The sequence below is a fragment of the Herbaspirillum sp. NPDC101397 genome, assembly GCF_044767325.1.
In the GTDB taxonomy this organism is placed as follows: Bacteria; Pseudomonadota; Gammaproteobacteria; order Burkholderiales; family Burkholderiaceae_D; genus Herbaspirillum.
In genome coordinates this window covers 76211-99357 of sequence record NZ_JBIWNS010000013.1, presented here as the reverse complement: position 1 = coordinate 99357, position 23147 = coordinate 76211, and the positions used below count along the sequence as shown (strand labels likewise).

At 62.1% G+C, this 23147-nt stretch carries 19 protein-coding genes and 1 other RNA gene; 11 read left to right on the top strand and 9 right to left on the bottom strand.

What is annotated here, in order from left to right:
* Window positions 1-240 precede the first annotated feature (240 nt).
* Window positions 241-1338: a LacI family DNA-binding transcriptional regulator gene (locus ACIROW_RS23765; protein WP_402279602.1), complete on the bottom strand. Its 1098-nt coding sequence runs from the start codon at window positions 1336-1338 to the stop codon at window positions 241-243.
* Window positions 1339-1570: 232 nt separating this feature from the next.
* On the opposite strand from ACIROW_RS23765, the gene ACIROW_RS23760 reads away from it, so the two are divergent.
* The 5 genes from ACIROW_RS23760 to ACIROW_RS23740 are packed head-to-tail and all read left to right on the top strand — an operon-like array spanning window position 1571 to window position 7661.
* Window positions 1571-2596, top strand: a complete 1026-nt coding sequence (locus ACIROW_RS23760) for a TRAP transporter substrate-binding protein (RefSeq protein WP_402279599.1) — start codon at window positions 1571-1573, stop codon at window positions 2594-2596.
* A 12-nt stretch (window positions 2597-2608) separates the two neighbouring features.
* Window positions 2609-4480 carry a TRAP transporter large permease subunit gene (locus ACIROW_RS23755; protein WP_402279597.1) on the top strand — a complete coding sequence of 624 codons (1872 nt, stop codon included), beginning with the start codon at window positions 2609-2611 and terminating at the stop codon, window positions 4478-4480.
* 48 nt (window positions 4481-4528) lie between these two features.
* Window positions 4529-5068, top strand: coding sequence for a VOC family protein (locus ACIROW_RS23750; protein ID WP_402279595.1), 540 nt, complete (start codon window positions 4529-4531; stop codon window positions 5066-5068).
* 11 nt (window positions 5069-5079) lie between these two features.
* Window positions 5080-6348, top strand: a complete 1269-nt coding sequence (locus ACIROW_RS23745) for a ribulose-bisphosphate carboxylase large subunit family protein (RefSeq protein ID WP_402279592.1) — start codon at window positions 5080-5082, stop codon at window positions 6346-6348.
* A complete protein-coding gene (locus ACIROW_RS23740) occupies window positions 6345-7661 on the top strand; it encodes a four-carbon acid sugar kinase family protein (RefSeq protein ID WP_402279590.1) in 1317 nt (438 codons plus the stop codon). The genes ACIROW_RS23745 and ACIROW_RS23740 overlap by 4 nt, the downstream gene beginning before the upstream one ends.
* A 1-nt stretch (window position 7662) precedes the next feature.
* Here the strand turns inward: ACIROW_RS23740 and ACIROW_RS23735 are convergent, their stop codons facing one another.
* Window positions 7663-9324 (bottom strand): isovaleryl-CoA dehydrogenase, encoded by a 1662-nt coding sequence (locus ACIROW_RS23735; protein WP_402279587.1) that lies wholly within the window; start codon window positions 9322-9324, stop codon window positions 7663-7665.
* Between the two features lie 143 nt (window positions 9325-9467).
* Between ACIROW_RS23735 and ACIROW_RS23730 the strand changes: the two genes are divergently transcribed.
* Both ACIROW_RS23730 and cysM read left to right on the top strand, forming a co-directional pair.
* Window positions 9468-9542: non-coding RNA, sX9 sRNA (locus ACIROW_RS23730), on the top strand.
* Window positions 9543-9652: 110 nt separating this feature from the next.
* Window positions 9653-10555, top strand: coding sequence for a cysteine synthase CysM (gene cysM / locus ACIROW_RS23725; RefSeq protein WP_402279584.1), 903 nt, complete (start codon window positions 9653-9655; stop codon window positions 10553-10555).
* An 83-nt stretch (window positions 10556-10638) separates the two neighbouring features.
* Here cysM and ACIROW_RS23720 read toward each other — a convergent pair whose 3' ends face one another.
* Both ACIROW_RS23720 and ACIROW_RS23715 read right to left on the bottom strand, forming a co-directional pair.
* The gene (locus ACIROW_RS23720; protein ID WP_116435310.1) at window positions 10639-10971 is read right to left on the bottom strand and encodes a hypothetical protein; all 333 of its coding nucleotides are present in this window, start codon (window positions 10969-10971) and stop codon (window positions 10639-10641) included.
* Between the two features lie 321 nt (window positions 10972-11292).
* Window positions 11293-11874 carry a DUF1415 domain-containing protein gene (locus tag ACIROW_RS23715; RefSeq protein WP_402279582.1) on the bottom strand — a complete coding sequence of 194 codons (582 nt, stop codon included), beginning with the start codon at window positions 11872-11874 and terminating at the stop codon, window positions 11293-11295.
* A gap of 127 nt (window positions 11875-12001) precedes the next feature.
* On the opposite strand from ACIROW_RS23715, the gene ACIROW_RS23710 reads away from it, so the two are divergent.
* Complete coding sequence (locus tag ACIROW_RS23710; RefSeq protein ID WP_402279580.1) at window positions 12002-12550, top strand: YaeQ family protein; 549 nt, start codon at window positions 12002-12004, stop codon at window positions 12548-12550.
* A 15-nt stretch (window positions 12551-12565) separates the two neighbouring features.
* Here the strand turns inward: ACIROW_RS23710 and ACIROW_RS23705 are convergent, their stop codons facing one another.
* From ACIROW_RS23705 to mltB, 3 genes are read right to left on the bottom strand one after another with little or no spacing between them, the layout of a single operon-like run.
* Window positions 12566-13726 carry a phosphotransferase enzyme family protein gene (locus ACIROW_RS23705; protein WP_402279577.1) on the bottom strand — a complete coding sequence of 387 codons (1161 nt, stop codon included), beginning with the start codon at window positions 13724-13726 and terminating at the stop codon, window positions 12566-12568.
* A 26-nt stretch (window positions 13727-13752) separates the two neighbouring features.
* Window positions 13753-15906, bottom strand: a complete 2154-nt coding sequence (locus ACIROW_RS23700; RefSeq protein ID WP_402279575.1) for a TonB-dependent siderophore receptor — start codon at window positions 15904-15906, stop codon at window positions 13753-13755.
* A 50-nt stretch (window positions 15907-15956) separates the two neighbouring features.
* Complete coding sequence (mltB, locus tag ACIROW_RS23695) at window positions 15957-17087, bottom strand: lytic murein transglycosylase B (protein ID WP_402279573.1); 1131 nt, start codon at window positions 17085-17087, stop codon at window positions 15957-15959.
* A 184-nt stretch (window positions 17088-17271) separates the two neighbouring features.
* On the opposite strand from mltB, the gene ACIROW_RS23690 reads away from it, so the two are divergent.
* Window positions 17272-18219: a histone deacetylase family protein gene (locus ACIROW_RS23690; RefSeq protein ID WP_402279571.1), complete on the top strand. Its 948-nt coding sequence runs from the start codon at window positions 17272-17274 to the stop codon at window positions 18217-18219.
* Between the two features lie 16 nt (window positions 18220-18235).
* Here the strand turns inward: ACIROW_RS23690 and ACIROW_RS23685 are convergent, their stop codons facing one another.
* On the bottom strand, window positions 18236-19111 hold the full coding sequence (locus tag ACIROW_RS23685) for a LysR family transcriptional regulator (protein WP_402279568.1): 876 nt from the start codon (window positions 19109-19111) through the stop codon (window positions 18236-18238).
* A gap of 249 nt (window positions 19112-19360) precedes the next feature.
* Between ACIROW_RS23685 and ACIROW_RS23680 the strand changes: the two genes are divergently transcribed.
* Entirely contained in the window at window positions 19361-20725 is a 1365-nt protein-coding gene (locus tag ACIROW_RS23680) for an MFS transporter (RefSeq protein ID WP_402279618.1), read from the top strand.
* A gap of 83 nt (window positions 20726-20808) precedes the next feature.
* On the top strand, window positions 20809-21762 hold the full coding sequence (gene ylqF / locus ACIROW_RS23675; protein WP_402279565.1) for a ribosome biogenesis GTPase YlqF: 954 nt from the start codon (window positions 20809-20811) through the stop codon (window positions 21760-21762).
* Window positions 21763-21868: 106 nt separating this feature from the next.
* On the opposite strand, the gene ACIROW_RS23670 is transcribed toward ylqF, so the two are convergent.
* Window positions 21869-23068, bottom strand: a complete 1200-nt coding sequence (locus ACIROW_RS23670; RefSeq protein ID WP_402279562.1) for a branched-chain amino acid ABC transporter substrate-binding protein — start codon at window positions 23066-23068, stop codon at window positions 21869-21871.
* Between the last annotated feature and the right edge of the window lie 79 nt (window positions 23069-23147).

Sequence of the window (23147 nt, the reverse complement as noted above, 5' to 3'; positions counted from 1 at the left end):
CCGGTGGCGGCAGGTGCAAATCGGATAAAGAGGGGAAACTTGTCTGAGCGCAGCGAGTTTGTTTCCCCTCCCGATTTGTGCCTGACGACGCCGGGGACCCCGAAGGGGCTACGAACTTGCGGTCGCCTTCTTTTGCTTACTTTTCTTGGCGAAGCAAGAAAAGTGAGTAGCTGCCGGGCTACCCCCGGCTTGGTCGTCCGAAGAACATGCCGCATCAGTTACAACAAACCGGCTATAAAGCTACGGCAAATTCTCCCGCAACATCACACTAATCCTCACCGCCTCCACCCCCGCCAACGCCTCCTTCTTCTCCCGCAAATTCCCAAATATCCGCACACAATTCATGATCATGTTCTGCGGATGCTGCGTCAGAATCGCATCCACGGTGCCGTCGATCAGCAACCCCCGCGTATCCGGCGTCAGGCCATGCCCGATGAACACCACCTTCTGCTCGCGCCCGCTCTCCCGCAGCGCGCGGCCGACGCCATCCGAAGCGCCGCCGATGTTGTACATCCCGACCAGATCCGGGTACTGCTCCAGCAGCGTGCGCGCCTGTTTGTAGTTGGTGTCGGCATCGTCATGCCCCTCGCGCAGACCGACCACCTGCAGATGCGGAAACATTTCTTCGAGCACATGCAGAAATCCCATCTCGCGCTCTTCATGACCGCGATAGCTGAGACTGCCGGCGATCATCGCCACTTTCATCGGCTTGGCCTTATTGCCGCCGACATTGCCGCCGCCGAGAAAGCGTCCCAGCAAGTAACCGGCGGTACGTCCCGCCGCCCGATTGTCCATACCGACGTAAGCCGCACGGCGAGAATTCGACAAGTCCGAAATCAGCGTCACCACCGGGATGCCTTCGGCCACCAGCGTATTGACGGCTTCGCGCACCAGCGGATGTTCGAGCGCCATGAAGGCCACGCCGTCGGCCTGGCGGCCGTAATGCAGCAGACGCTTGGCCAGCACGCTGGGGTTGAAGCCTTCGATGTGATGGCATTTGCATTTCACGTTGAACGGCGCCAGCTGCTCCTCGGAAAACGCGATGTAGTCGCCCAGCATCTGCATGAAGCGGTTGCTCTGCGGCGGCAGCAAGAACACCAGCCGCATCGGCTTGGGTTGCATCGCCTTGTACAGATCAGCTTCCGGCAGATAGTCGAGTGCGGCGGCCGCCTTCAGGACTTTTTGCATGGTCGCGGCGCGCACGCCGGGGCGCTGGTTGAGTACGCGGTCGACCGTGGCGGTGGACACGCCGGCGGCGCGCGCGATGTCGGTCACACGGGCGCGGCCGCCATCGTTGATGCCATCGGTCGGCAAACGGGGATCAGGGGAAAATGCCATAGCGAGATATTTTATGTTTACATCAAAAACCATCATGAAATTGCTTTGACCGCAGCAGATGCAAAGCCTATTCTCTGCAAAAAGCAATCGAGACAAATCAAATAACATCAAGAATATACAAAGAGACAGCATGCGCGGAAACATTTTTTCCGCTGCATTGCCACGCAGGTCTTCGCTACCCGAACAGAATCCGCACGCCATCAACGACCTATAAAAATCCAGGAGATACGCAATGCACGCCATGACCCGCCGTCACTTTCTGAAGGCCGCTTCCGTCGCTTCGGCCGCCGCCGCGACCGGACTCTATGCCGGTTCCGCCAGCGCCGCCGCTGAATTCACGCTGAAGTACGGCAACAACCTGCCGATGACGCATCCGATGAACGTCCGCGCCAAGGAAATGGCCGCCAAGATCGCTGCCGAGTCCAAGGGCCGCGTCGACTTCCAGGTTTATCCCAACGGCCAGCTCGGCACCGACACCGACATGCTGTCGCAGGTGCGCGCCGGCGCCATCGACTTCTTCACCATCTCGCCGGAAGTGCTCGGCACGCTGGTGTCGGCCGGCCAGATCAGCGGCGTCGGTTTCGCCTTCAAGGATTACAGCCAGGTGTGGGCGGCGATGGACGGCGATCTTGGCGCCTACGTGCGCAAGCAGATCGCCGCGACGACTTCGCTGTTCGCGTTCGAGCGCTGCTGGGACAACGGCTATCGCCAGGTGACCACCAGCACGCGTCCGATCACCAAGCCGGAAGACTTCAAGGGCATGAAACTGCGCGTGCCGCCGAGCCCGCTGGCGACTTCACTGTTCCGCGCGTTCGATGCGGCGCCGACCAGCATCAACTTCGCCGAAGTGTATTCCGCGCTGCAGACCAAGATCGCCGAAGGCCAGGAAAACCCGCTGGCAGTGATCTCCACCGTCAAGTTCTATGAAGTGCAGAAGTATTGCTCCATGACCAACCACGTGTGGAGCGGCTTCTGGTTCATGGGCAACAAGAAGTCCTTTGAACGCATGCCAAAAGAGTTGCAGGAGATCGTTACACGCAACGTCAACGAAGCCGGCCTCAAGCAGCGCGTCGACGTCAAGGCCTTGAACGAATCGCTGGTGGCCGACATGAAGGGTAAGGGCATGCAGTTCAACGATACCGATAACGAAGCCTTCCGCACCAAGCTGCGCGCTTCCGGCTTCTACACCGAGTGGCACAAGAAGTTCGGTCCCGAGGCGTGGGCGCTGCTGGAAAAGTACACCGGGAAGCTCGCGTAAATGGAAGCAGCAATGAATTACGCCGCACCGCTGCCGACCAACCCGCTGGCGCGTCTGCTGGCGGGCGTCAATCGCGGCGTCATGCACGTTGTCGCCGCGGTTGCTGCGGCGCTGGTGGTGGTGGAAACCGGCGTGCTGCTGGCCGGCGTGATCTACCGCTATGCGCTGCATGACCCGCTGATCTGGTCCGATGAACTGGCCTCGACGCTGTTCATCTGGCTGTCGATGCTGGGCGCAGTGCTGGCGCTGGACCGGGGCGAGCACATGCGCCTGACGGCCATCGTCAACAAGCTCTCCGACAAATGGCGCGTCTGGCTGGAAACAGTCGCCGCATTGATCGTCTGCATTTTTGTATTGATGATCATCCATCCTGCGGTCGACCACGCGTCGGAGCAAATGGCGATCACCACGCCGGCCTTGGAGATCCCCGACGGCCTGCGTGCAGCAGCGCTGCCGGTCGGCGCGATCCTGATGTTCCTGGCGGCGATTGCCCGCATGGCGAGCCGCTCCAGCATCAGGCAGGTGTTGTCTGCCGTGGCCGTGGTGGCCGTGATCGGCGCGGTGCTGTGGATCAGCAAGCCGGCCCTGCTGGCCATGGGCAACTACAACCTGATCGTGTTCTTCGTGGTGCTGATCGGCGCTTGCGTGGCCGGCGGTATTCCGATTGCGTTTGCGTTTGGTACGGCAACCATGGCTTACCTGACGATTGCCACCGGCGCGCCGATGATGATCGTGGTCAGCCGCATGGATGAGGGCATGTCCAGCCTGATCCTGTTGTCGGTGCCGTTGTTCGTCTTGCTCGGTTCGCTGCTGGAAATCAGTGGACTTGCCAGAACGCTGATCGACTTCATGGCGGCCTTGCTGGGTCACGTGCGGGGCGGCTTGCAATACGTCTTGCTGGGTGCGATGTTCCTGGTCTCCGGCATCTCCGGCTCCAAGGCGGCCGACATGGCCGCGATTGCCCCGGCGCTGTTCCCTGAAATGAAGAAGCGCGGTTCCAAGCCGGAAGAACTGGTGGCCTTGCTGTCGTCCTCCGGCGCCATGACCGAAACGATTCCGCCGAGCCTGGTGCTGATCACCATCGGCGCCGTGTGCAGCGTGTCGATTACGGCGCTCTTCATCGGCGGCCTGATGCCGGCGGTGATCGCCACGATTGCGATCGGCATTGTCTGCTGGTTCCGCGCCCGTCGTGAACCGATGCCGGATGTGAAGCGCGCCACCATCGGCGTGATCGGCAAGACATTGATCGCGGCGATTCCTGCGCTGGCCTTGCCGATGCTGATCCGCGTGGCGGTGATTGAAGGCGTCGCCACCGCAACGGAAGTGGCCACCATCGGTGTCGCCTACACCATCGTGGTCGGTCTGGTCATGCATGCCTTCATGAAGCATCTCGATTTCAAGCGCATCTATCCGATGCTGGTGGAAGCGGCGACGCTGTCGGGCGCGATCCTCTTGATCATCGGCATGGCCACCTCGATGGCCTGGGCGCTGACGCAGTCGGGCTTCTCGGCCAAGCTGGTGTCGCTGATGCAGGGCGTGCCGGGCGGTGGCTTCGGTTTCCTGCTGATCACGATCGTGATCTTCATCGTGCTGGGCAGCATCCTTGAAGGCATCCCGGCGATCGTGCTGTTCGGACCGCTGCTGTTCCCGGTGGCGCGCTCACTGGGCATCCATGACGTGCACTACGCCATGGTGGTGATCCTGGCGATGGGCATTGGTCTCTTTGCACCGCCGTTCGGCGTCGGCTTCTATGCCGCCTGCGCGATCGGCAAGGTGTCGCCGGACAAGGTCTTCAACCGCGTGTGGGGCTATCTGGCCGCACTGGTGGTGGCCTTGCTGGTGGTCGCTGCGGTGCCGTGGATTTCGATCGGCTTCCTGACGTAAAAAATTTAGCAATTATTCAAACGAAACAAACGAAAAAAGAGGTGAGCAATGAGCCGTTTTCTGGGTGAGATCAAACAACTGGGCTACGTCGTCGACGACATACAGGCCGCGATGAAATACTGGAGCGAAGTGCTGGGCGTGGGCCCGTGGTACTACATGGAGCGAGTGCCGCTGAAGAACTACCGCTACAAGGGCGAGCTGCAGGACATCCATTCGTCGGTGGCGCTGGCCAACTCCGGCAACGTGCAGGTGGAATTGATCCAGCAGCGCAACGATGCGCCGTCGATGTATCAGGATTTCCTCAAGGCCGGCCGCACCGGTTTGCAGCATCTGGCTTACTGGACCGAAGACTTCGACAACGATCTCGCACGCCTGCTGGAAAAGGGCTGGAAGGTCGGCATGAGCGGTGAAGTCGGCGAGCGCGGCCGCTTCGTCTATTTCGAGACCGAATTCCATCCCGGCACCGTGATCGAGCTGTCGGAAATTGCCGGCCCCAAGGGCACCGTGTTCCGCATCATCCGCGAGTCGGCGGAAAACTGGGACGGCAGCGATCCGGTGCGCACCTTCCCCGACCTGAGCAAGATGTGATGGCGGCAACGATGGATAACAATCGTTTCTACGCCGACTACCTGATCGAAACGCCGCTCGATCCCAAGCAGGTCGCCGAGGTCATGGCGGGCGAACAATCCTGCGGCACCTTCGTGCGCGTGCAGGGCGAGACCGAACAGCTGCGCGAACGCGCGCGCGCCGTCGTGGTGTCGGTGGAAGAGATCGACAGCGTGGCGACGCCGAGCCTGCCCAACGCCTGGCAGCAGCGTCAGAACATGCAGGGTCCTTATCGTCGGGCGAAAGTGAAGATTTCCTTCCCGATCGACAACGTCGGCGCCAACTTGCCGACGCTGGCGGCGACTGTCGCCGGCAACCTGTTCGATCTCGGCGAAGTCACCGGCATGCGACTGGTGTCGCTGTCCTTGCCGGAACATTACCGCCGCCAGTTCGACATGCCGCGCCACGGCATCGCCGGCACGCGCAAGCTGACGGGAGTGCCGCAAGCGCCGCTGCTGGGCACTATCATCAAGCCCAACGTCGGCCTCAGTGCCGTCCAGACCGGCCAGCTCGTCACGCAGTTGTGCGAAGCCGGCGTCGACTTCATCAAGGACGACGAAGTCTGCGCCAACCCGGTCCATGCGCCGCTGGAAGAGCGCGTGCGCGAAGTCATGAAACGGGTGCGCGCGTATCAGGACAAATCCGGCCGCCGCGTGATGGTGGCGTTCAACATCACCGACGAGCTCGACGCCATGCGCCGTCATGCCGAACTGGTCGAGCGCGAAGGCGGCAGCTGCATCATGGTCGGCCTCAACTGGTGCGGCTTCTCGGCGCTGCAAAGCCTGCGCCGCACCAGCGGCCTGGCGATCCACGGCCATCGCAACGGCTTCGGCATGATGTCGCGCCAGCCGGCGCTGGGCATGTCGTTCTCTGCGTATCAAAGCCTGTGGCGCCTGAGCGGCGTCGATCACCTGCACGTGCACGGCCTCGACGGCAAGTTCTCCGAGTTCAATGACGAAGTGGTGCAGTCGGCGCGCGATTGCCTGACGCCGATGGCGGCGGGCGATGAAGTGATGCCGGTGTTTTCGTCGGGACAATGGGCCGGTACGGTGCCGGCCACCTTTGCCGCGGTCAACAGCACCGACGTGATCTTCCTCTCGGGCGGCGGCATCCTCGCGCACCCGGACGGCGCTTCGGCTGGTGTCGCCAGCCTGCGCCAGGCGTGGGAAGCGGCGCGCGACGGCGTCAGCCTGCAGGAGCGCGCACGCCAGTCGCCGGAGCTGCAACGCGCGCTGGACTTCTTCGGGCCGCGTCTGAAATGAGCGAAGGGCATCGTCCGCGCGTCTGCTTTTACGGTGACGATTTCACCGGCGCCACCGACACACTGGCGACGGCGACCGAGGCCGGCTTGCGCAGTTTACTGTTCCTGCGTGTGCCGGACCGGCGCCAGCTGGAGGCGGCCGGCGAACTGGATTGCCTGGGCATCGCCGGCGCCGCACGTTCGATGGCGCCGGATGAAATGCGCGAAGAACTGGAACCGGTGGCACGTTTTTTCGCCGGTTTGCAGCCGCCGGTGACGCACTACAAAATTTGTTCGACCTTCGATAGCGCGCCGCACGTCGGCAACATCGGCACGGCCTTGTCGGTATGGCGGCAACACATCGCCAACGACTTTGTCCCCATCGTCGGCGGCCAGCCGAATCTGCAGCGTTATTGCGTGTTCAGCAACCTGTACGCTGCGGTCAACGGCGGCGGCGAGGTGTTCCGCATTGATCGCCACCAGACCATGCGCAATCATCCGGTGACGCCGATGCATGAAGCCGACATGCGCGTCCATCTGGCGGCGCAAGGCGTGACGGTGGCTGCAATCCATGCCCCGGCTTATGCGAAGGATACGGCGCAACTGGATGGGGAAGTGGAGCGGATTGCGCAAGCGCATCCCGACGCCGTGCTGTTCGACGTCGGCGACGCGGCGCATCTGCCGCTGATCGGCCGGCAGATATGGCGACGCGCGCAAGCACAGCCTTTGCTGGCGATCGGCGCCAGCAGCGTGGTGCAAGCCTTGTGCACTCATTGGCGCGAACAAAAAGAATTGCCTGAGTCGTCGACTGGTACGGCACGCATTGCCGCCGCGGAAGGCGCGGTGTTCGTGCTCGCCGGCAGCCTGTCGCCGGTCACGGCGCGCCAGGTGGCGGCAGCGACCTCTTATGAGCGCATCACATTGGATGCGCGCCGATTGATCGAACGCGACCAGACTTATGTCGAAAACATGCTGTTGCGTGTTGCACAGCATCTGAACAACGGCAGCCACGTGCTGGCATGCACCGCCGACGGCGCGCGCCTCGACGGTGAACACGCGTCGTTGCGGCTGGCGCAGGCGAGCGGTGATTTCCTGCAGCGCTTGCTGCCGATGACCTCGGTGCGCCGCATCGGCGTGGCCGGCGGCGATACCTCAAGCCATGCATTGAAGGCGCTCGACATCTGGGGCCTGTCTTATCTCGGCAAGTTGTCGCCGGGCGTCGCGCTGTGCCGCGCGCATGCCGACGGCACGCGCGAGGAGGGCGTTGAACTGATGCTCAAGGGCGGTCAGATGGGCGGCGAGGATTTGTTCGAACGACTGGCGAACGGTATCTAGCTTACTGCGGCCACGCGCGCGCCAGGATGCTTTTCTGCAAGGACGCGGCATCCGCAGTTCCCGCCGGCAGCGTGCCGTACACGCGGCCGTTGACGGCATCGCCGCGGCTGAGGACGAAGGCTTCTGCCATAGTCTGCGGCGCGTGCTGCAGCATCAGCGCGCCTTGCACGGTCAGCACCAGTTGCTGCACCAGCCGGCGCGCCAGCATTTCGCGCTGCTCCGGCGCCAGTGTCATCATCTGCTTGAGCGAATGCAACGGCGCCTGCAAGACTTCGTGGCCATCGGCGACCTGCTGCAATTCGTCCAGCAGCAACAGGCAGGCGTCCGGCTCGCGCTCCATCGCGCGCAGCACGTCGAGGCACATGACGTTGCCCGACCCTTCCCAGATGGAGTTGACCGGCGCTTCGCGATACAGGCGGGCCATCGGTCCGGTTTCCACATAGCCGTTGCCGCCCCAGACTTCCATGCACTCGCCGGTGAATTCCAGTGCACGCTTGCAGATCCAGAACTTGGCGGCCGGCGTGACGATGCGTCGCCAGGCGCGCTGCAAGGGATCGGCCGGCGCTTCGAAGGCGCGCGCCAGGCGCAGCATCAGCAAGGTCGCGGCTTCGCTTTCCAGCGCCAGGTCGGCCAGCACGTTGCGCATCAAAGGTTGTTCGGCCAGGTGCTTGCCGAAGGCGCTGCGATGACGCGCGTGATGGATCGCCTGGACCAGCGCATGGCGCATCAGGCCGGCGCTGCCGATGACGCAATCGAGGCGCGTGTGGTTTGCCATCTCGATGATGGTCGGGATGCCGCGCCCCTCATCGCCGACCATGACGCCGTAGGCATCTTCGAATTCAACTTCGCTGCTGGAATTGGAGCGATTGCCGAGCTTGTCCTTGAGGCGCTGCACCAGTACCCCGTTCTTGTGGCCGTCCGGCCGCCAGCGCGGCACGAAGAAGCAGGACAGGCCGTTGTCGGTGCGCGCCAGTACCATGTGGGCGTCGCACATCGGTGCCGAGAAAAACCATTTGTGACCGGTCAGGGTGTAGGCCGCGCCGCGTCCGCTACCGTTGAGCGGACGCGCCGCAGTGGTGTTGCTGCGCACGTCGGAGCCGCCTTGCTTTTCTGTCATGCCCATGCCGATCAGCATTGATCGCTTCTGGTCCAGCGGCAGGTCGCGCGGATCATGTTCGCGTGAAAACAATTTGTCGCGCACCAGCCGGTACAAGGCCTCTTCACCGCGCAATACGGGGATCGAGGCAAAGGTCATGGTGGTCGGACACAACGACCCGGCTTCGATCTGGGCATGCAGGAAATAGCCGGCGGCGCGCGCCACGTGGGCGCCGGGCTTGCCTTCGAATTCCGGCATCCATGGCAGCGCGTGCAAGGCTTCGCGCCGCAGCAGGCCCAGCAAGGCGTGCCAGGCGGGGTGGAAGTCGACGCTGTCGATACGGTTGCCGAAGCGATCGTGGGTATTCAGTTCGGGCGTGTGGCGGTTGGCCAGCGCCGCCATCTGCAACACCTCGGCGCTGCCCAGTTCGGCGCCGTAATTGGCCAGCGTGGATGCATGCCAGCCGGCCTGTCCGCGCTGCACGCCCTGGCTCAGCGCGATATCGGTGTCATACGGATTGAAGTCCTGCAGTTCCGGGACCTGGTTGGCGACATCGTGCGTTTTCATTGCGGCTCCTAGGGGAAGACGGAAGAACGACTGGCGAGCGCGGACAGTGTAAGGCATAGCCGGCGCGGAAGAGCTGCGTTAGAACCTGTTTGCGATCTTACTGCGAGGCCATGATCCGGCATCGGGCGGTGCTCAGAATCCTCATGTACTCAAGTACATTCCGGTTCTTCCGCTCCGGCCGCTGCCGGCTGATGGCCTCTCGCTACAGATCGTAAACAGATTCTTAGGCGTATTTGCTATAACTATATAAGTATCTTGTCGCTAGGCCTGTCCGGCACATGACAAAGACTCATATTAAAATGAGACTCCTGAAAGGATTCCTCCGACCATGCCTTATCTGACCATCGAAGACACCATCGGCAATACGCCCTTGATTCAATTGCAACGCCTCGGCGGCGAAGACGCCAAGCAACGCAACAACATCATCCTCGGCAAGATGGAGGGCAACAATCCCGCCGGGTCGGTCAAGGACCGCGCCGCGCTGTCGATGATCCGCCGCGCCGAAGAGCGCGGCCAGATCAAGCCCGGCGACACCCTGATCGAAGCCACCAGCGGCAACACCGGCATTGCGCTGGCCATGGTGGCGGCGCTGCGCGGCTACAAAATGGTCTTGCTGATGCCTGAAAATCTCAGCGAAGAACGCCGCCAGAGCATGGCCGCCTACGGCGCCAAGATCGTCCTCACGCCCAAGAGCGGCGGCATGGAATACGCGCGCGACCTCGCCGAACAGATGCAGAAGGAAGGCCAGGGCCTGATCCTCGACCAGTTCGCCAATGGCGACAATCCGCAGGCGCACTACGAAACCACCGGTCCCGAACTGTGGCGCGACACCGAAGGCCGCATTACCCATTTCGTCAGCGCCATGGGCACCACCGGCACCATCATGGGCGTGTCGCGTTACCTGAAGGAACAGAACCCGGAGATCCAGATCATCGGCGCCCAGCCGGAAGAAGGTTCGTCGATTCCGGGCATCCGCAAATGGCCGGAAGCCTACCTGCCGAAGATCTATGAAAAGCCGCGTGTCGACCAGCTCGAATACGTGAGCCAGGCCGCCGCCGAAAACATGGCGCGCAAACTGGCGATGGTGGAAGGTCTGTTCTGCGGCATTTCCGCAGCAGGCGCTTGCGAAGTGGCGCTGCGCATATCGCAGCAGGTCGAGAATGCGACGATCGTGTTCGTGGTCTGCGATCGCGGCGACCGGTATCTGTCTACCGGCGTATTCCCTGCATAATTCGCGTATCACGTGGGCCGGTGGCCCGGCGCCGGAATGCTTTCCCGGGCGCCAATAAAAAACGGAGCTTACGCTCCGTTTTTTTATTCCACGCCTGGTGTTGCCGGCGAGCCTGGCTTCGGCTTGAATTGCTTGTCGCTGATGCGGAATTTTTCGCGACGATCGCCCATCAATTCGCGCAATTCGCGGATCGACAGTTCGCTGACTTCGTGCATGCGGATCAGCAGCGACGCGCCCACCGGCAGACGACGGTGACGGATCTTGCTGATGACTGGTGGAGCCACTTCCAACGCACGCGACAAGGCGGCGTCGTTCTTCAGATGCAATTTCTCAATCAGCGCATCCAGCAGGTGGTTGGGATCGTAGTTGACTTGATCCGAAAGGGAAGTATCGTTGATGCCATTAGGTGTAGTCATGATCGGACGTTCCATTATGCAGATGTTTATAAAGGCCTTGTTTGTGCAAGTGCATTAGTTCTTGGTAAAACTGCAAAACGTGGTTCACTAGTTTCCATCAGAGGTGCCATTCTTTTCCCACTGCAACAACACAACTCGAACCAAGGCCATCGGGATCAGTCGGTCTGACTTGCCAGCCTTCACTATTCGTTTCCATGCTCCCAACGTCTGTACTATCAAAACGCCAATGTTGACGCACAGTACATTCGTTCAGAAAAGTCTATTACAAAATAGTTGCGAGAAATCACCTCGAATTTGTAACAGATATTAACAGGAATTTTTCTATAATTGGTGTTGTTTCTTTGACACGACAAAAGCCAGTCGATTCCAGCCATTTACGCCAAGATCCCGCATGGTTGCGATGTTTCGCTCGAAAATGGCGCTCGCTTCGGGGAAGGCGGCGACCGCCCGGTCGATGCTGCTTTCCCGCAACAGATGCAAAACCGGAAACGGCGAGCGGTTGGTGTAGTTGTCGACATCGTCGGGCAGGGCGTCCGCAAACTGATACTGCGGATGGAAACTGGCGATCTGGATGACGCCGTCCAGCCCGGCGTCTTCCAGCACCTGGTCGGCGACGTCGAGGAAGTTGTTGTAGTCGTAGAAGTCCTGCAACACGCGCGGATGGATCAGCAAGGTGGTGTCGAGCAATTCCGGATCGGCAGCTTGCAGATGTTGCAATTCATCCAGCAACTGCTGCGCCAGGCCGGCTTCATCCTCGGCGTGGCTGACCACATAGCGGATCTGCTCCTTGATGTAGACCGATTTGGCGAAGGGGCAGAGGTTCAGGCCGATCACGGCTTCGGCGACCCAGGCACGGGTCAGGGCAATGACGGTGTCGTCAGCGGGGAAAGTGGCGTTGTCCATGGCGGAATTGTCTCATGGGCACGGTTTTCCAATCTTGCGGGAAAGCGTAGAAAAGCCCCTGAAATCGGCTATGCTTCACATCCTTCGCAGGCATTCAACCCAACACCGCACCAAAAAGAAGACCGTCATGGCGCTCAAAGCAACCATTTTTAAAGCCGATCTGCAGATTTCCGACATGGATCGGCACTATTACCAGAATCATTCCCTGACCATCGCGCGCCATCCATCGGAAACCGATGAGCGCATGATGATCCGCGTGCTGGCCTTCGCGCTCAACGCCAGTGAAGCGTTGACCTTTGGCAAGGGGCTGTCGGATGTCGAGGACCCGGACGTCGTTGCCAAAGACCTGACCGGCGCCATCGACCTGTGGATCGAAGTCGGCCAGCCCGACGACAAGCGCATCCTCAAGGCCTGCGGCCGTTCCGCGCATGTGATCGTCTACAGCTACAGCAGCGTCAGCAGCATCTGGTGGAACCAGATCGGCAACCGCGTCGAACGCGCCAAGAATCTCACCGTCATCAACATCGCCGCCGAAACCAGCCAGGCCCTGGAAAAGCTCGCCCAGCGCAATATGCAGCTGCAATGCACGATCCAGGACGGCCAGATCTGGCTGGGCAACAATGAAGAGATGGTGCAGATCGACCCGCAGGTCATCAAGGCCGAGGCGGCTTTTTAGATTTGATTTTTAGCGTCAGACTGCCGCGCGCGCGGCTATGCGCGCCAGCAGCGCGCAGCCGGCAGTGGTGTTGAACCACGCGGCGTGGCCAAGATAGTAAGCGTCGTAGGCCAGCGCCGCATTATTGGCCGACCGCGTAATGCCGTGGAAGTACGCCAGCTCGGCCAACGCGAACTCCGCATGGACCAGCGGCAACAAGGCCGCCAGCGCCAGCCACTGGCGCGAGGTCAGCGGCCGCACCAGATGGTAGCCTTCGAGCAGCGCATCGAGCAGGTCGGGATGGACGGCGTCGGTCTTGCCTTCCTGGATCGCAAGCCATTCGATGACGTTGCGCTCGATCGCGGTAGCCAGGTCGTGCAGTGCACAAGTTCGGTCGCTGAGGCCGAAATCGAGGATGGTCTCGACGCCTGCCGCCGCGCTGCGATCTGTCCACAGCAAGTTGGACGCGTGCCAGTCGTTGTGGGTCCACAGCGGCGTCAATTCATCCAGATAGGGCCGCAGCCGCGCGTGGAAAGGTAACAGCGTGGTGGCCGCTTCGCCGCGCCAGTCGCGTTCCTTCAGATAGTCGGCAATCGCCGGATAGCGCTCGATGTAGCGTTGCAGCGCCGGCAGCGGATCTGGCTGAGAAAAAATCGTGAAACTCGACACCAGCGTCTGCGCCTTGCGCGCCGGCGCTGCGTAATCCTGCGCGGCCAGGTGCAAGCGCGCCAGCGCCTTGCCTGCTTCGTGCGCATGCACGCTGCTGCTGAACGGCGTCCACGACACGGCGTCGCGATACAGGTCGACGCCGGAGGCGACGCCATGCACTTCATAGGTCCAGTGATCGTCGGTGAAGGCGGTGGCGCCGTCGATGGTGGTCAGCACTTCACTGACGGCGATGCCGCGGCTGCGCAGGTGATTGATGAAACCGTGTTCTTCGCTCAGGCCGGCGACGTCGCGCACCGACACATGGTGGCGCTTGACGAACACGTCCATGGTCGAGGTCATCATCACGCAACCGGCCGAGAACGGGCGCGGGCTGTGCCACACCAGGCGCTTCGGCGTGCCCGCTTGCGGATAGTGCTGCAGCACGCGCGCCACCTCGGCCGAAGTCAGCGCCGGCCAGTCCGATATCACGGCGTCGGCGTTCATGCCGTGGCTCAGTACGCGGGTCAGATGGTGGGAGGCGGCTTCCATGCGGGCGGCGGTTGCGGGACGCTGATTTAGAAGTCGTACTGCACCGACAGGCGCGCCAGACGCGGGGCGCCCAGATGCAGGTAGCTGTCGCCGAGCGATTCGCCGGTGTCTTTCCAGTAGCGCTTGTCGAAGACGTTGTCGACGGTCAGGCGCACCGTGGTCGGATGGCCGGCCATCTTGGTCTGATAGCGCAGGCCGGTGTTGAAGATGTGATACGAAGGCACCGCCGCGCTGCCGTCGCGCGTGGCGCTCTTGCTGCCGCTGTACAGCCAGCTGCCTTGCAGGTTCAGGCCGGGCAGGGCGGCCAGCGCGTAGTCGGCATACAGCGCGCTGCGCACGCGCGGTACGTTGATGGCTTGCTTGTCGTCGTAAGCCGGCGTACCGGTGCCGTCGGCGCGCGCCTGGATGAAGGCCAGGCTGGCGGCAAGACGCAGTTGTTTCGTCACGTTGCCGGAGGCGCCGAGTTCGAGGCCGGTGTGGGTCTGCTTGCCCTGCTGGACATACCTGAAGCCACCCGCGCCGTCCGGCTGCGGATACTCGTAGGCCTTCTTCATGCGGAAGATCGCGGCGGTGAAACTCAGGTCCTTGGTCCAGTCGTACTTGATGCCGGTTTCCAGCTGACGCGCTACTGAAGGCGGCAGGATGGTCGGGTAATTGGTCTGCCAGAACGCCGCCGCCGTGCCCATGCTCAGCGTCTCTGCATAGCTGCCGTACAGCGACATGTTGGCTTGCGGTTTATAGATCAGCGCGAGTTGCGGCAGGAATTGGTTGCGGTCGGTATCGCGCGTGGTGGTGCCGGTCGCGTCGTAGGTTTTTTCCTTCAGCCAGACCTGGCGTCCGCCGGCCAGCACTTCCCAGTGTTCACCGAGCTGCAGGCGGTCGGTGAACAGGATAGCCTGTTGGCGGCTGTCCAGATTGCGGTACGAAGCCGGTATGACGGCGCCCGACGGCGCCAGCGGCGCAGCGACCGGGCTGTAGATGTTGCCGGTGCCGACTACGTTCGAAATGCCGTCCGACTTGTCGACCACGCGGCGCGACATGGTCACGCCCAGCGTCAGGTCATGCCTGATGGCGCCCATGTTGAACTTGCCTTGCACCACCGCTTGCGCTTCGTCGTTGCGGCGGGTGTCGTCCGGGCTGCGGTAGTCGTACACGTCGTAGTCGCCGTTGGCGGCGAAGGTCGGCGAGAACACGGTGGCGCTATTGCTGCCGTAAGGGAAGGACAGATAGTCGTCGATCACCGCGCGGCTGCGGCCGGCCGTGATGTAGCCGCGCCAATTGTCGTTGAATTCCAGATCGAAGCGGGTATTGAAGTTGAGCGAATCGATGCGCACCGGTTGCACCCACGACTGTGGTGACAGCATCGTCTTCGGCGAGACGCCGGACGGCACCGTGGTGCCGCCCAGCAGCTGATAGCCGGCGACTGATTTCTGCGCCTTCTTCTGGTATTCGATGTTGAACGCGAGGCGTGCTTTCGAACTGATGTCCCATGACGCCGCCAGCGAGGCGAAGTCGCGGTAGCCGTTGCTGTAGTCGACGTAGGAATTGATGTCTTCGTGCGCGGCATTGACGCGCAGGCCGAACTGTTTGCGATCGCCGAACAGCACGCCCAGATCGGTCGAGAGATAGCGTGAACCGTTGGAGTCGGTGCCGAACATGACCGAGCGCACGTCGGCCGGACGCTTGGTCACATAGTTAACCAAGCCGCCGGCGTTGACGACACCACCTTGCAGGCCGGACAGGCCCTTGATGATCTCGACCTGTTCCTTGTTCTCCAGCGCGATGTTCTGTTCGCCGACCACTGACAGGCCGTTGATGCGATAACCACTCGCCAGATCCAGCGGAAATCCGCGCACGCTGATGTTCTCGTAGTAACCAACCGGCGCATAGTTTTCACCGACGCTGGCGTCGTTCTTGATGACGTCGCTGAGCAGGCGCGCCTGCTGGTCTTTCAGTTGTGCTTCGGTGATCACCGACACCGATGCCGGCGTGTCCAGCAGCGGCGTTTCGCCAAAGCCGGCAATGGCCGACGAGCGTGCGCGATAAACGTCGGCGCGGCCTGCTTCGGCGCTGACGTTAATGGCCGGCAGCGAGCCGGCGTCATTGCTTTCTTCAGCGAAGGCGGCAGGTGCGACGCTGGCCAGCGTCAGGGAAATGGCGAGGGGAGAGAAGCGTTTCATCGGTCTTGCTGTCGGTTTCAGAGTGTGGCGCAGGCGGATCGGCTGGCGGCTTATTGCGCGCGCGCGGTGCGCACGGCGCGCGCCAGGTCGATCACCGACATGGCGTAGAAGTAGCTGCGGTTGTATTGCGTGATCGCAAAGAAATTGTTGGTCGCCAGCCAGTGGTCGGTCGGCGCATCGCCGTTCTGCAGGTCGACCAGGCCGAAGCGCAGGCCGGCCGGCAATTCGGTGCCGGGAACCACGCCGGCGGCGCGCAACTCGTCGGCGCTGAACTTGGCTTCCAGGCCCTGGTTGATCAGGTTGTCGATCTTGCCGGGGTCGGTGACGGTAGCGGTGAACACGGTCGGTTCACCGCGCTGCCAACCGTGGATCTTGAGGAAGTTGGCGACGCTGCCGATGGCGTCGACCGGCGAATTGCGCAGGTCGATCTTGCCGTTGCCGTCGAAATCAACCGCGTACTGGCGGATGCTGCTCGGCATGAATTGCGGCCAGCCGATGGCGCCGGCGTAGGAGCCCAGCAGCGAGAACGGATCGATGTTGGATTCGCGCGCGAACAGCAGCGTGTTTTCCAGCTCGCCGCGGAAGAACGCCATGCGGGCGTCGCGGTTGGCGGTCTTGGGGTAGTCGAAGGCCAGCGTGGTGACGGCGTCGAGCACGCGGAAATTGCCGGTGTTGCGGCCGTAGACGGTTTCCACGCCGATGATGCCGACGATGATTTCGGCCGGCACGCCGTATTGCGCTTCGGCGCGCGACAGCGCCAGTTCATGCTCGTTCCAGAAGTCGACGCCGGCGTTGATGCGCTTGGGTTCGACGAAGCGCGCGCGGTAGGCTTGCCAGTTCTTCGGCTTGCCGCTCGGCGCCGGCTTGATCAGCTGGATCGCGGTATCGATGTAGCGCGCCTTGTTGAAGAGCGCTTGCAGCGCGGCCTTGTCGAAGCCGTTGCGCGCGACCATTTCGTCGATGAAGTCGTTGACTTCCTTCCACTGGCTGAAATTGGCGAACTCGCCGTCGTCAGCCGGGGCGGCTTTCTTTTTCGGCTTGGCTTTCGTACTGCTGCTTTTGCTCTTGTCGGTTTTGCTCTTGTGGGTCGTCGATTCCGCATGAACCGCTGCAGGGAGCAAACAAGCGAGGGAAAGAACGGACAGGCCGAGCAGGCGAGGCAAACGAAGGCAGGGTTTCATTGACATGGAGGGCGCAGCGCTGCGCGTAAATTAACTCAGTAAGGTGGCTGACAGACAAGTCGGCCAGTATACATGATCGGCCGGGCGCGCCGACGGCCGCCCACTCCGTCTGAACCGCTTGGATGTACACTAGCAAAAATGCCACGAGACGCTCCCGCACCGGGAGAACAAAGCAAAGATAACAATGACGACCGCTTTTTATACGCATGCAGACTGCCAGCGCCACGAGATGGGCGACTGGCATCCGGAGACGCCGTTACGCCTGCAGGCCATTGAGGATCAACTGATCGCCAGCCGGATCGACCAGTTTCTCGAACGACGCGATGCGCCGCTGGCCGAAGTTGCCGACATCGAGCGCGTGCACACCACCAATGCGGTGGCGCTGATCCGTGACAATGCCGAGGCACTTGCTCTGGCGCAGGACAACGTTGCGCACTATCCGCTGGACGGCGACACCTCGATCAACCGGTATAGCTGGAACGCCGCTTTGCGTGCGGCCGGCGCCGCCGTCGCGGCGACCGATGCGGTGATCGCCGGCGAGCTGGAAAATGCCTTCTGCTCGGTGCGTCCGCCGGGTCACCACGCGACACCCACCACGCCGATGGGCTTTTGCCTGTTCAACAACGTCGCCATCGCGGCGCGCCACGCCATGGACGTCCACGGCCTGGAGCGCGTTGCCATCGTCGACTTCGACGTCCATCACGGCAACGGCACCGAAGCGGCATTCAAACATGATCCGCGCGTGCTGATGGTGAGTTTCTTCCAGCATCCGTTCTATCCCTTCAGCGGCGCCGATCCGGCCGAGCCGCACATCCTCAACGAGCCGCTGCCGGCGTATACGGCGGGCAACGTGGTGCGCCAGCTGGTGACCGACAAGTGGCTGCCGGCATTGCACGCGCATCAGCCGCAGATGATCTTCATCTCGGCCGGTTTCGACGCCCATCGTGAAGACGACATGGGGCAGATGGCGCTGGTGGAAGCCGACTACGCCTGGATGACGAAGCAGATCATGGACGTGGCGCGGCAGCATGCGCGCGGCCGCATCGTGAGCTGCCTGGAGGGTGGCTACAACCTGTCGGCGCTCGGCCGCAGCGTGGTGGCGCATCTCAAGGTGCTGGCTGATCTTGATTAAGCTCGGCTAGATCAGACTAGGGCGCTTCCAGCCGGTCGTAAGCCGCAACGATGGCGTCGGCCACGGCGCGCACGCGGGCGGTGCGGTTGAGGTCGCTGTGCAGCACCAGCCACATGTCATAAGGTTCGGCGCGCTCGGGCCAGAGCCGCACCAGTTGCGGCACCGTGTCGGCCATGTAGGTCGGCAACTCGCCGATGCCCAGTCCCGCTACCACTGCTTCCATCAGCATCAATCCCGAACTCACTTCCATCGCCACGCGCGCATTGGTGGTCGATTCACCGCAGATGGCGTCGATCTGCGACGCATAGATCGCGCGCTGGTAAATCACCACGTCATGTCCCGCCAGCGCGGTGCCCGGTTGCGGCAGGCCGTGCTTTTTGACGTAGTTTTTGGACGCGTACAGGCCGAGCGCCAGCCGCTTCAGGTGGCGCGAAATCAGATCGGGACTGGTCGGACGCAGGCTGCGTACGGCCAGGTCGGCTTCGCGCCGGGTCAGGTTGGAGACTTGCGTTGACGTCGTCAGCACCACGCGAATCGCGGGATGATCGGCCGCCAGCTGCTGCATGGCCGGCATCAGTACGTGCTTGGCCATGGTGTCGGTGGCGGCGATGCGCACGACACCGCACAGGCGCTCGTCGATGCCTTGCATCTGGCGCTGCAGCTGGTCGGCGGCGGTTTCCATTTTTTCAACCGCGGCCACGGCCAGGTCGCCTGCGGGCGTCGCCACATAGCCGGCCGGCGTGCGCAGAAACAGTCGCGCGCCCAGCGATTTCTCCATCGCGTTCAGGCGGCGGCCGACCGTGGCCTGGTCGATCTGCAGTTGTTCAGCGGCGCCGCGCAAGGTGCCGGCGCGCTGTATGGCCAGGAAAATACGGGCGTTGTCCCAATCCATGATGGCTTCCCTGCAAGATAAGTGAATAGACTGCTGATGCAAATTTGCATCGGAGTGACGAGATTATGCTTATTTATTGCATTGCGCAAGAAGCCTAGAATGGCATCCTTGCTCGTATTCCCGTTGGCCTCGTGCCGGAATTGTCGGGCGGCAATCCTACAGAAAGAAATCATGTCTACACAATGTCCCGCTCCCGCCGGCGCCATCCCCACACCGCCGCGCAAGGCCGAGGTCCAGGCGCGCACTGGCATGCTGCCGCTGGTGACGCTTGCCATCGGCTTCGTCATGGCGATGCTCGACGTCACCGTGGTCAACGTCGGCCTGTCGTCGATTGAAAAAAGCCTGGCCACGCCGCTCAGCATGCTGGTCTGGATCGTTGACGGCTATACGCTGAGCTTCGCCGCCATGCTGCTGGTCGGCGGTGCGCTGGCCGATCGCTACGGCGCCAAGAATATCTACCTGCTCGGCCTGGTGCTGTTCGTGGTCGCTTCGCTGCTGTGCGGCGCGGCGCCCAACGGCGGCATGCTGGTTGCCGCACGCCTCTTGCAAGGCCTGGGGGCGGCGTTCTTCATGCCGAGTTCGCTGAGCCTGCTGACCCATGTCTATGAAGACGACCGCGTGCGCGCCCGCATGCTGGGCGTCTGGTCGGCCACGGTCGGCGGCGCGGCGGCGGTGGGCCCGCTGGTGGGCGGCATCCTGATCCATTCGTTCGGCTGGCGCAGCGTGTTCCTGATCAACGTACCGGTCGGCCTGATCGGCCTGTACATGGCGGTCAAGATGATTCCGTCGGTGGAGCGGCACATGCGCGCATTGACCATCACCAGCCATTTCCTCGGTGTGCTGATGCTGGCCGCCTTGAGTTTCGTCCTGATCGAGGGACCTGTGTACGGCTGGACCTCGCTGCCGATCGTGAGCGCCGTGGTCGTTGCCGTGCTGGCGTTCGGTACGCTGGTGCAGCGCGAGCGCAGCGGTTCGGCGCCGCTGTTGCCGCGTGCGCTGTTTGCCACGCCGCAGTTCGCGGCCGCCAACGGCATCGGCTTCCTGATCAACTTCGGCGTCTACGGGCAGTTCTTTTTCCTGGCGCTGTTCCTGCAGCAGGCGCGCGGCGCCGATGCGCTGCAGACCGGTTTGCAGATGCTGCCAATGATGGCGGTGATCTTCATCGGCAACCTGAACTCCGGCCGCATGACGGCGCGTTTCGGACCGCGTCTGCCGTTGCGTCTCGGCCTGACGGTCGGCGCGGTGTTTTCCGCACTGCAGATCTGGCTGACGCCGGAGACGCCTTACTGGATGCTGGCCGTCGCCGGCGCGCTTGCCAACCTCGGCATCAGCACCGCCATCCCGGCCATGACCACCGCCGTGATGCAGGTGGCCGGCAAGGGCCACGCCAACAGCGCCGCTGCGGCGCTCAACGCCAATCGCCAGATCGGCGCGCTGGTGGGCGTGGCGCTGATGGGCGCGATCCTGCACAGCTTCAGCAGCTGGATCACGCGCATCGTGCTGGCCTACGGCGTGGTGGCGCTGGTCTATGCACTGGCGCTGGTGTTGGTGTTGCGTTACGTCAATGCACGCTCGGCGGCAAGCACGGCCGCTGTCGCTCCGGCCGGGGAATAAGCGGCATTCGTGCCTTCTTTTTGGAAGCAAACGGGCCGCAGGCCGTAAAATAGCGGCTTATTTTGCAAAAAGAAGAATTCCGCATGTCTATTCAATGGTTCCCAGGTCACATGAACGCCGCCCGCAAGAAGGCGGCGGAAGCGATGGAAAAGGTCGACCTGGTCATCGAGGTGGTGGATGCCCGCCTGCCGCAGGCCAGCTGCAATCCAATGATCGAGCAGATCCGCCTGTTTCGCCAGCGGCCCTGCCTGAAGATCCTCAACAAGAGCGACCTCGCCGATCCGGGCGTGACACAGGCCTGGATCGCACACTACAACAGCCAGAAGAACGTCAACGCCGTTGCGCTCAGCTGCAAGAAGCCCAGCGACGTCGCCAAGGTGCCGAAGCTGGCGCTGGCGCTGGCGCCGCATCGCGGCACGCCCCTGAAGCCGCTGCGCATGATGATCATGGGCATACCCAACGTCGGCAAGTCGACGCTGATGAATGCGCTGCTCAAGAAGCGCGTGGCCGCCGTCGGCGACGAGCCGGCCGTGACCAAGACGCAGCAGCGTCTTTACCTTGGCAACAACATGGTGCTGATCGATACGCCCGGCATGCTGTGGCCAAAGATCCAGCACCCCAGCGATGGCCTCATGCTGGCCGCCAGCCACGCCATCGGCAGCAACGCGCTGATCGAGGAAGAAGTCGCGACCTTCCTTGCCGATGAACTGCTCAAGCGCTACCCGCACCTGCTGGCGGCGCGTTACGGCTTCAAGACCGAAGGCATGGACGGCGTGGCGGTAGTGGAAGGCGTTGCCATCAAACGCGGCTTCCGCCTCAAGGGTGGCGACTTCGACTTCGAGAAGGCCGCGCACACCTTCCTGCAGGACTATCGCACCGGTGCGCTCGGACAAATCACGCTGGAGACGCCTGCTACGCGTGCAGAGTTGCTGGCCAATTACCAGGCCGAGCTGGCCATTGCGGCGGCGGAAGAAGCCGCAGAACTCGCAGCCATCGCGGCCGAGGAAGCGGAAAAGAATCGCGGTCGCCCCGAATAGAGCGAGCCGATTTCGCAGGTCAGGAAAACCGCTCCGGCGGTTTTTTTATTGCGTGCATGGTTGCAAGTTTTCACTGAGGTTCGAGGTTCACGCCGGACGGTGGACCTCAGTTCCTGTCGCAGGCAGCCGTTCCGGTGCCGATATCGGGAGCGCAGGATTTTCTCCTGACGTCGTAGGTTTTGACCGGCACCCAGCGCTGATCTTGAATGCGATAGACGGTAAACGCGGGATTTTGCAAATTGCCGTTGGCATCGAACGCGACCGTGCCAAGCAAGCCTTTGTGGCGAATTTTGTGGAGTTCCTCCACGATCCTGTGCGGTTCCAGTGAATTGGCCTTCTTGATCGCCGCAATCAATGTGTTGCAGGCATCGTAGGACGAGACCGTGTAGACGCTGATACCGGTTCGAAATTTCGCGTGGAAGTTTTTCTCCAACGCCTTGAATTGCGGGTGTTCCTCGTAGTGCTTGCCGGGAGCCGAGGCAAACAGGCCATCGCCCGCACCCTGGATCATGCTCAGGAAAATCGGATTCACTACGCTGCCGGTCAGGAACAATTTTGCGGAGACGCGCAGCCGCTGTCGGGCACGCACCAGATCCTCCGAACGCCGAAGGTAGCCGCCGAAGAAGATCAGATCGACTTCACCGGCTGTAAACTGGGTCAATACGGCGTTGAAATCGGAAGTCTTGTTGCTCACGGTGCTGCGGACAACAACCTGGTTGGGCGAACGAAATTGTTCGGCAAACAGCTCTGCCATGCGCGCGCCGAAAGCGGTGGTGTCGTCGATGATCGCGATGCGTTTTGACTTCAGTTCCTGAGTCGCAAACTCGGCAATGGCGATGGCGACATCTTCACTGCTGCCGACCGCGCGAAAGCTGGTCGCATAGCCCTGTTGGGTAAATTCCGGCGCAGCCGCAGAGGCACTGATCTGCGGTACGCCGGCTTCGGCATAGATGGGCGCCGCAACGATGGTCGGCGCCGATAACCAGTGACCGATCACCCCGGCAACACCGGCGGTGACCATCGATTTGGCGACGAACCCGGCGACGGCGACGTCGGCTTTGTCGTCCATGGCAAGCAGCTTGAAGACTATTTTCTTGCCATTCATGGAGTAGCCGGCGCGGTTGGCTTCATCGATCTTCAGCTGGACTCCGTATTGGCCGCTCTGCGCCAGAGGCCAGGCAAGCGGGCCGGCAAATCCGATCAGGACGGTTTGTGTATTGTCTGCGGCCGAAGCGGCGAGGGCAGGGCTGCCGGAGCAAGCGGAATGGATGAGGACGGCTAGAAAAAGGCGGCGGAGCTTTTTCATGGATGTTCCTTCCTGAAACAGCCTCGCCGTCATCGGGCGGCTCCCGTGCGCAAGGCTGATACACGGATCAATATATTTC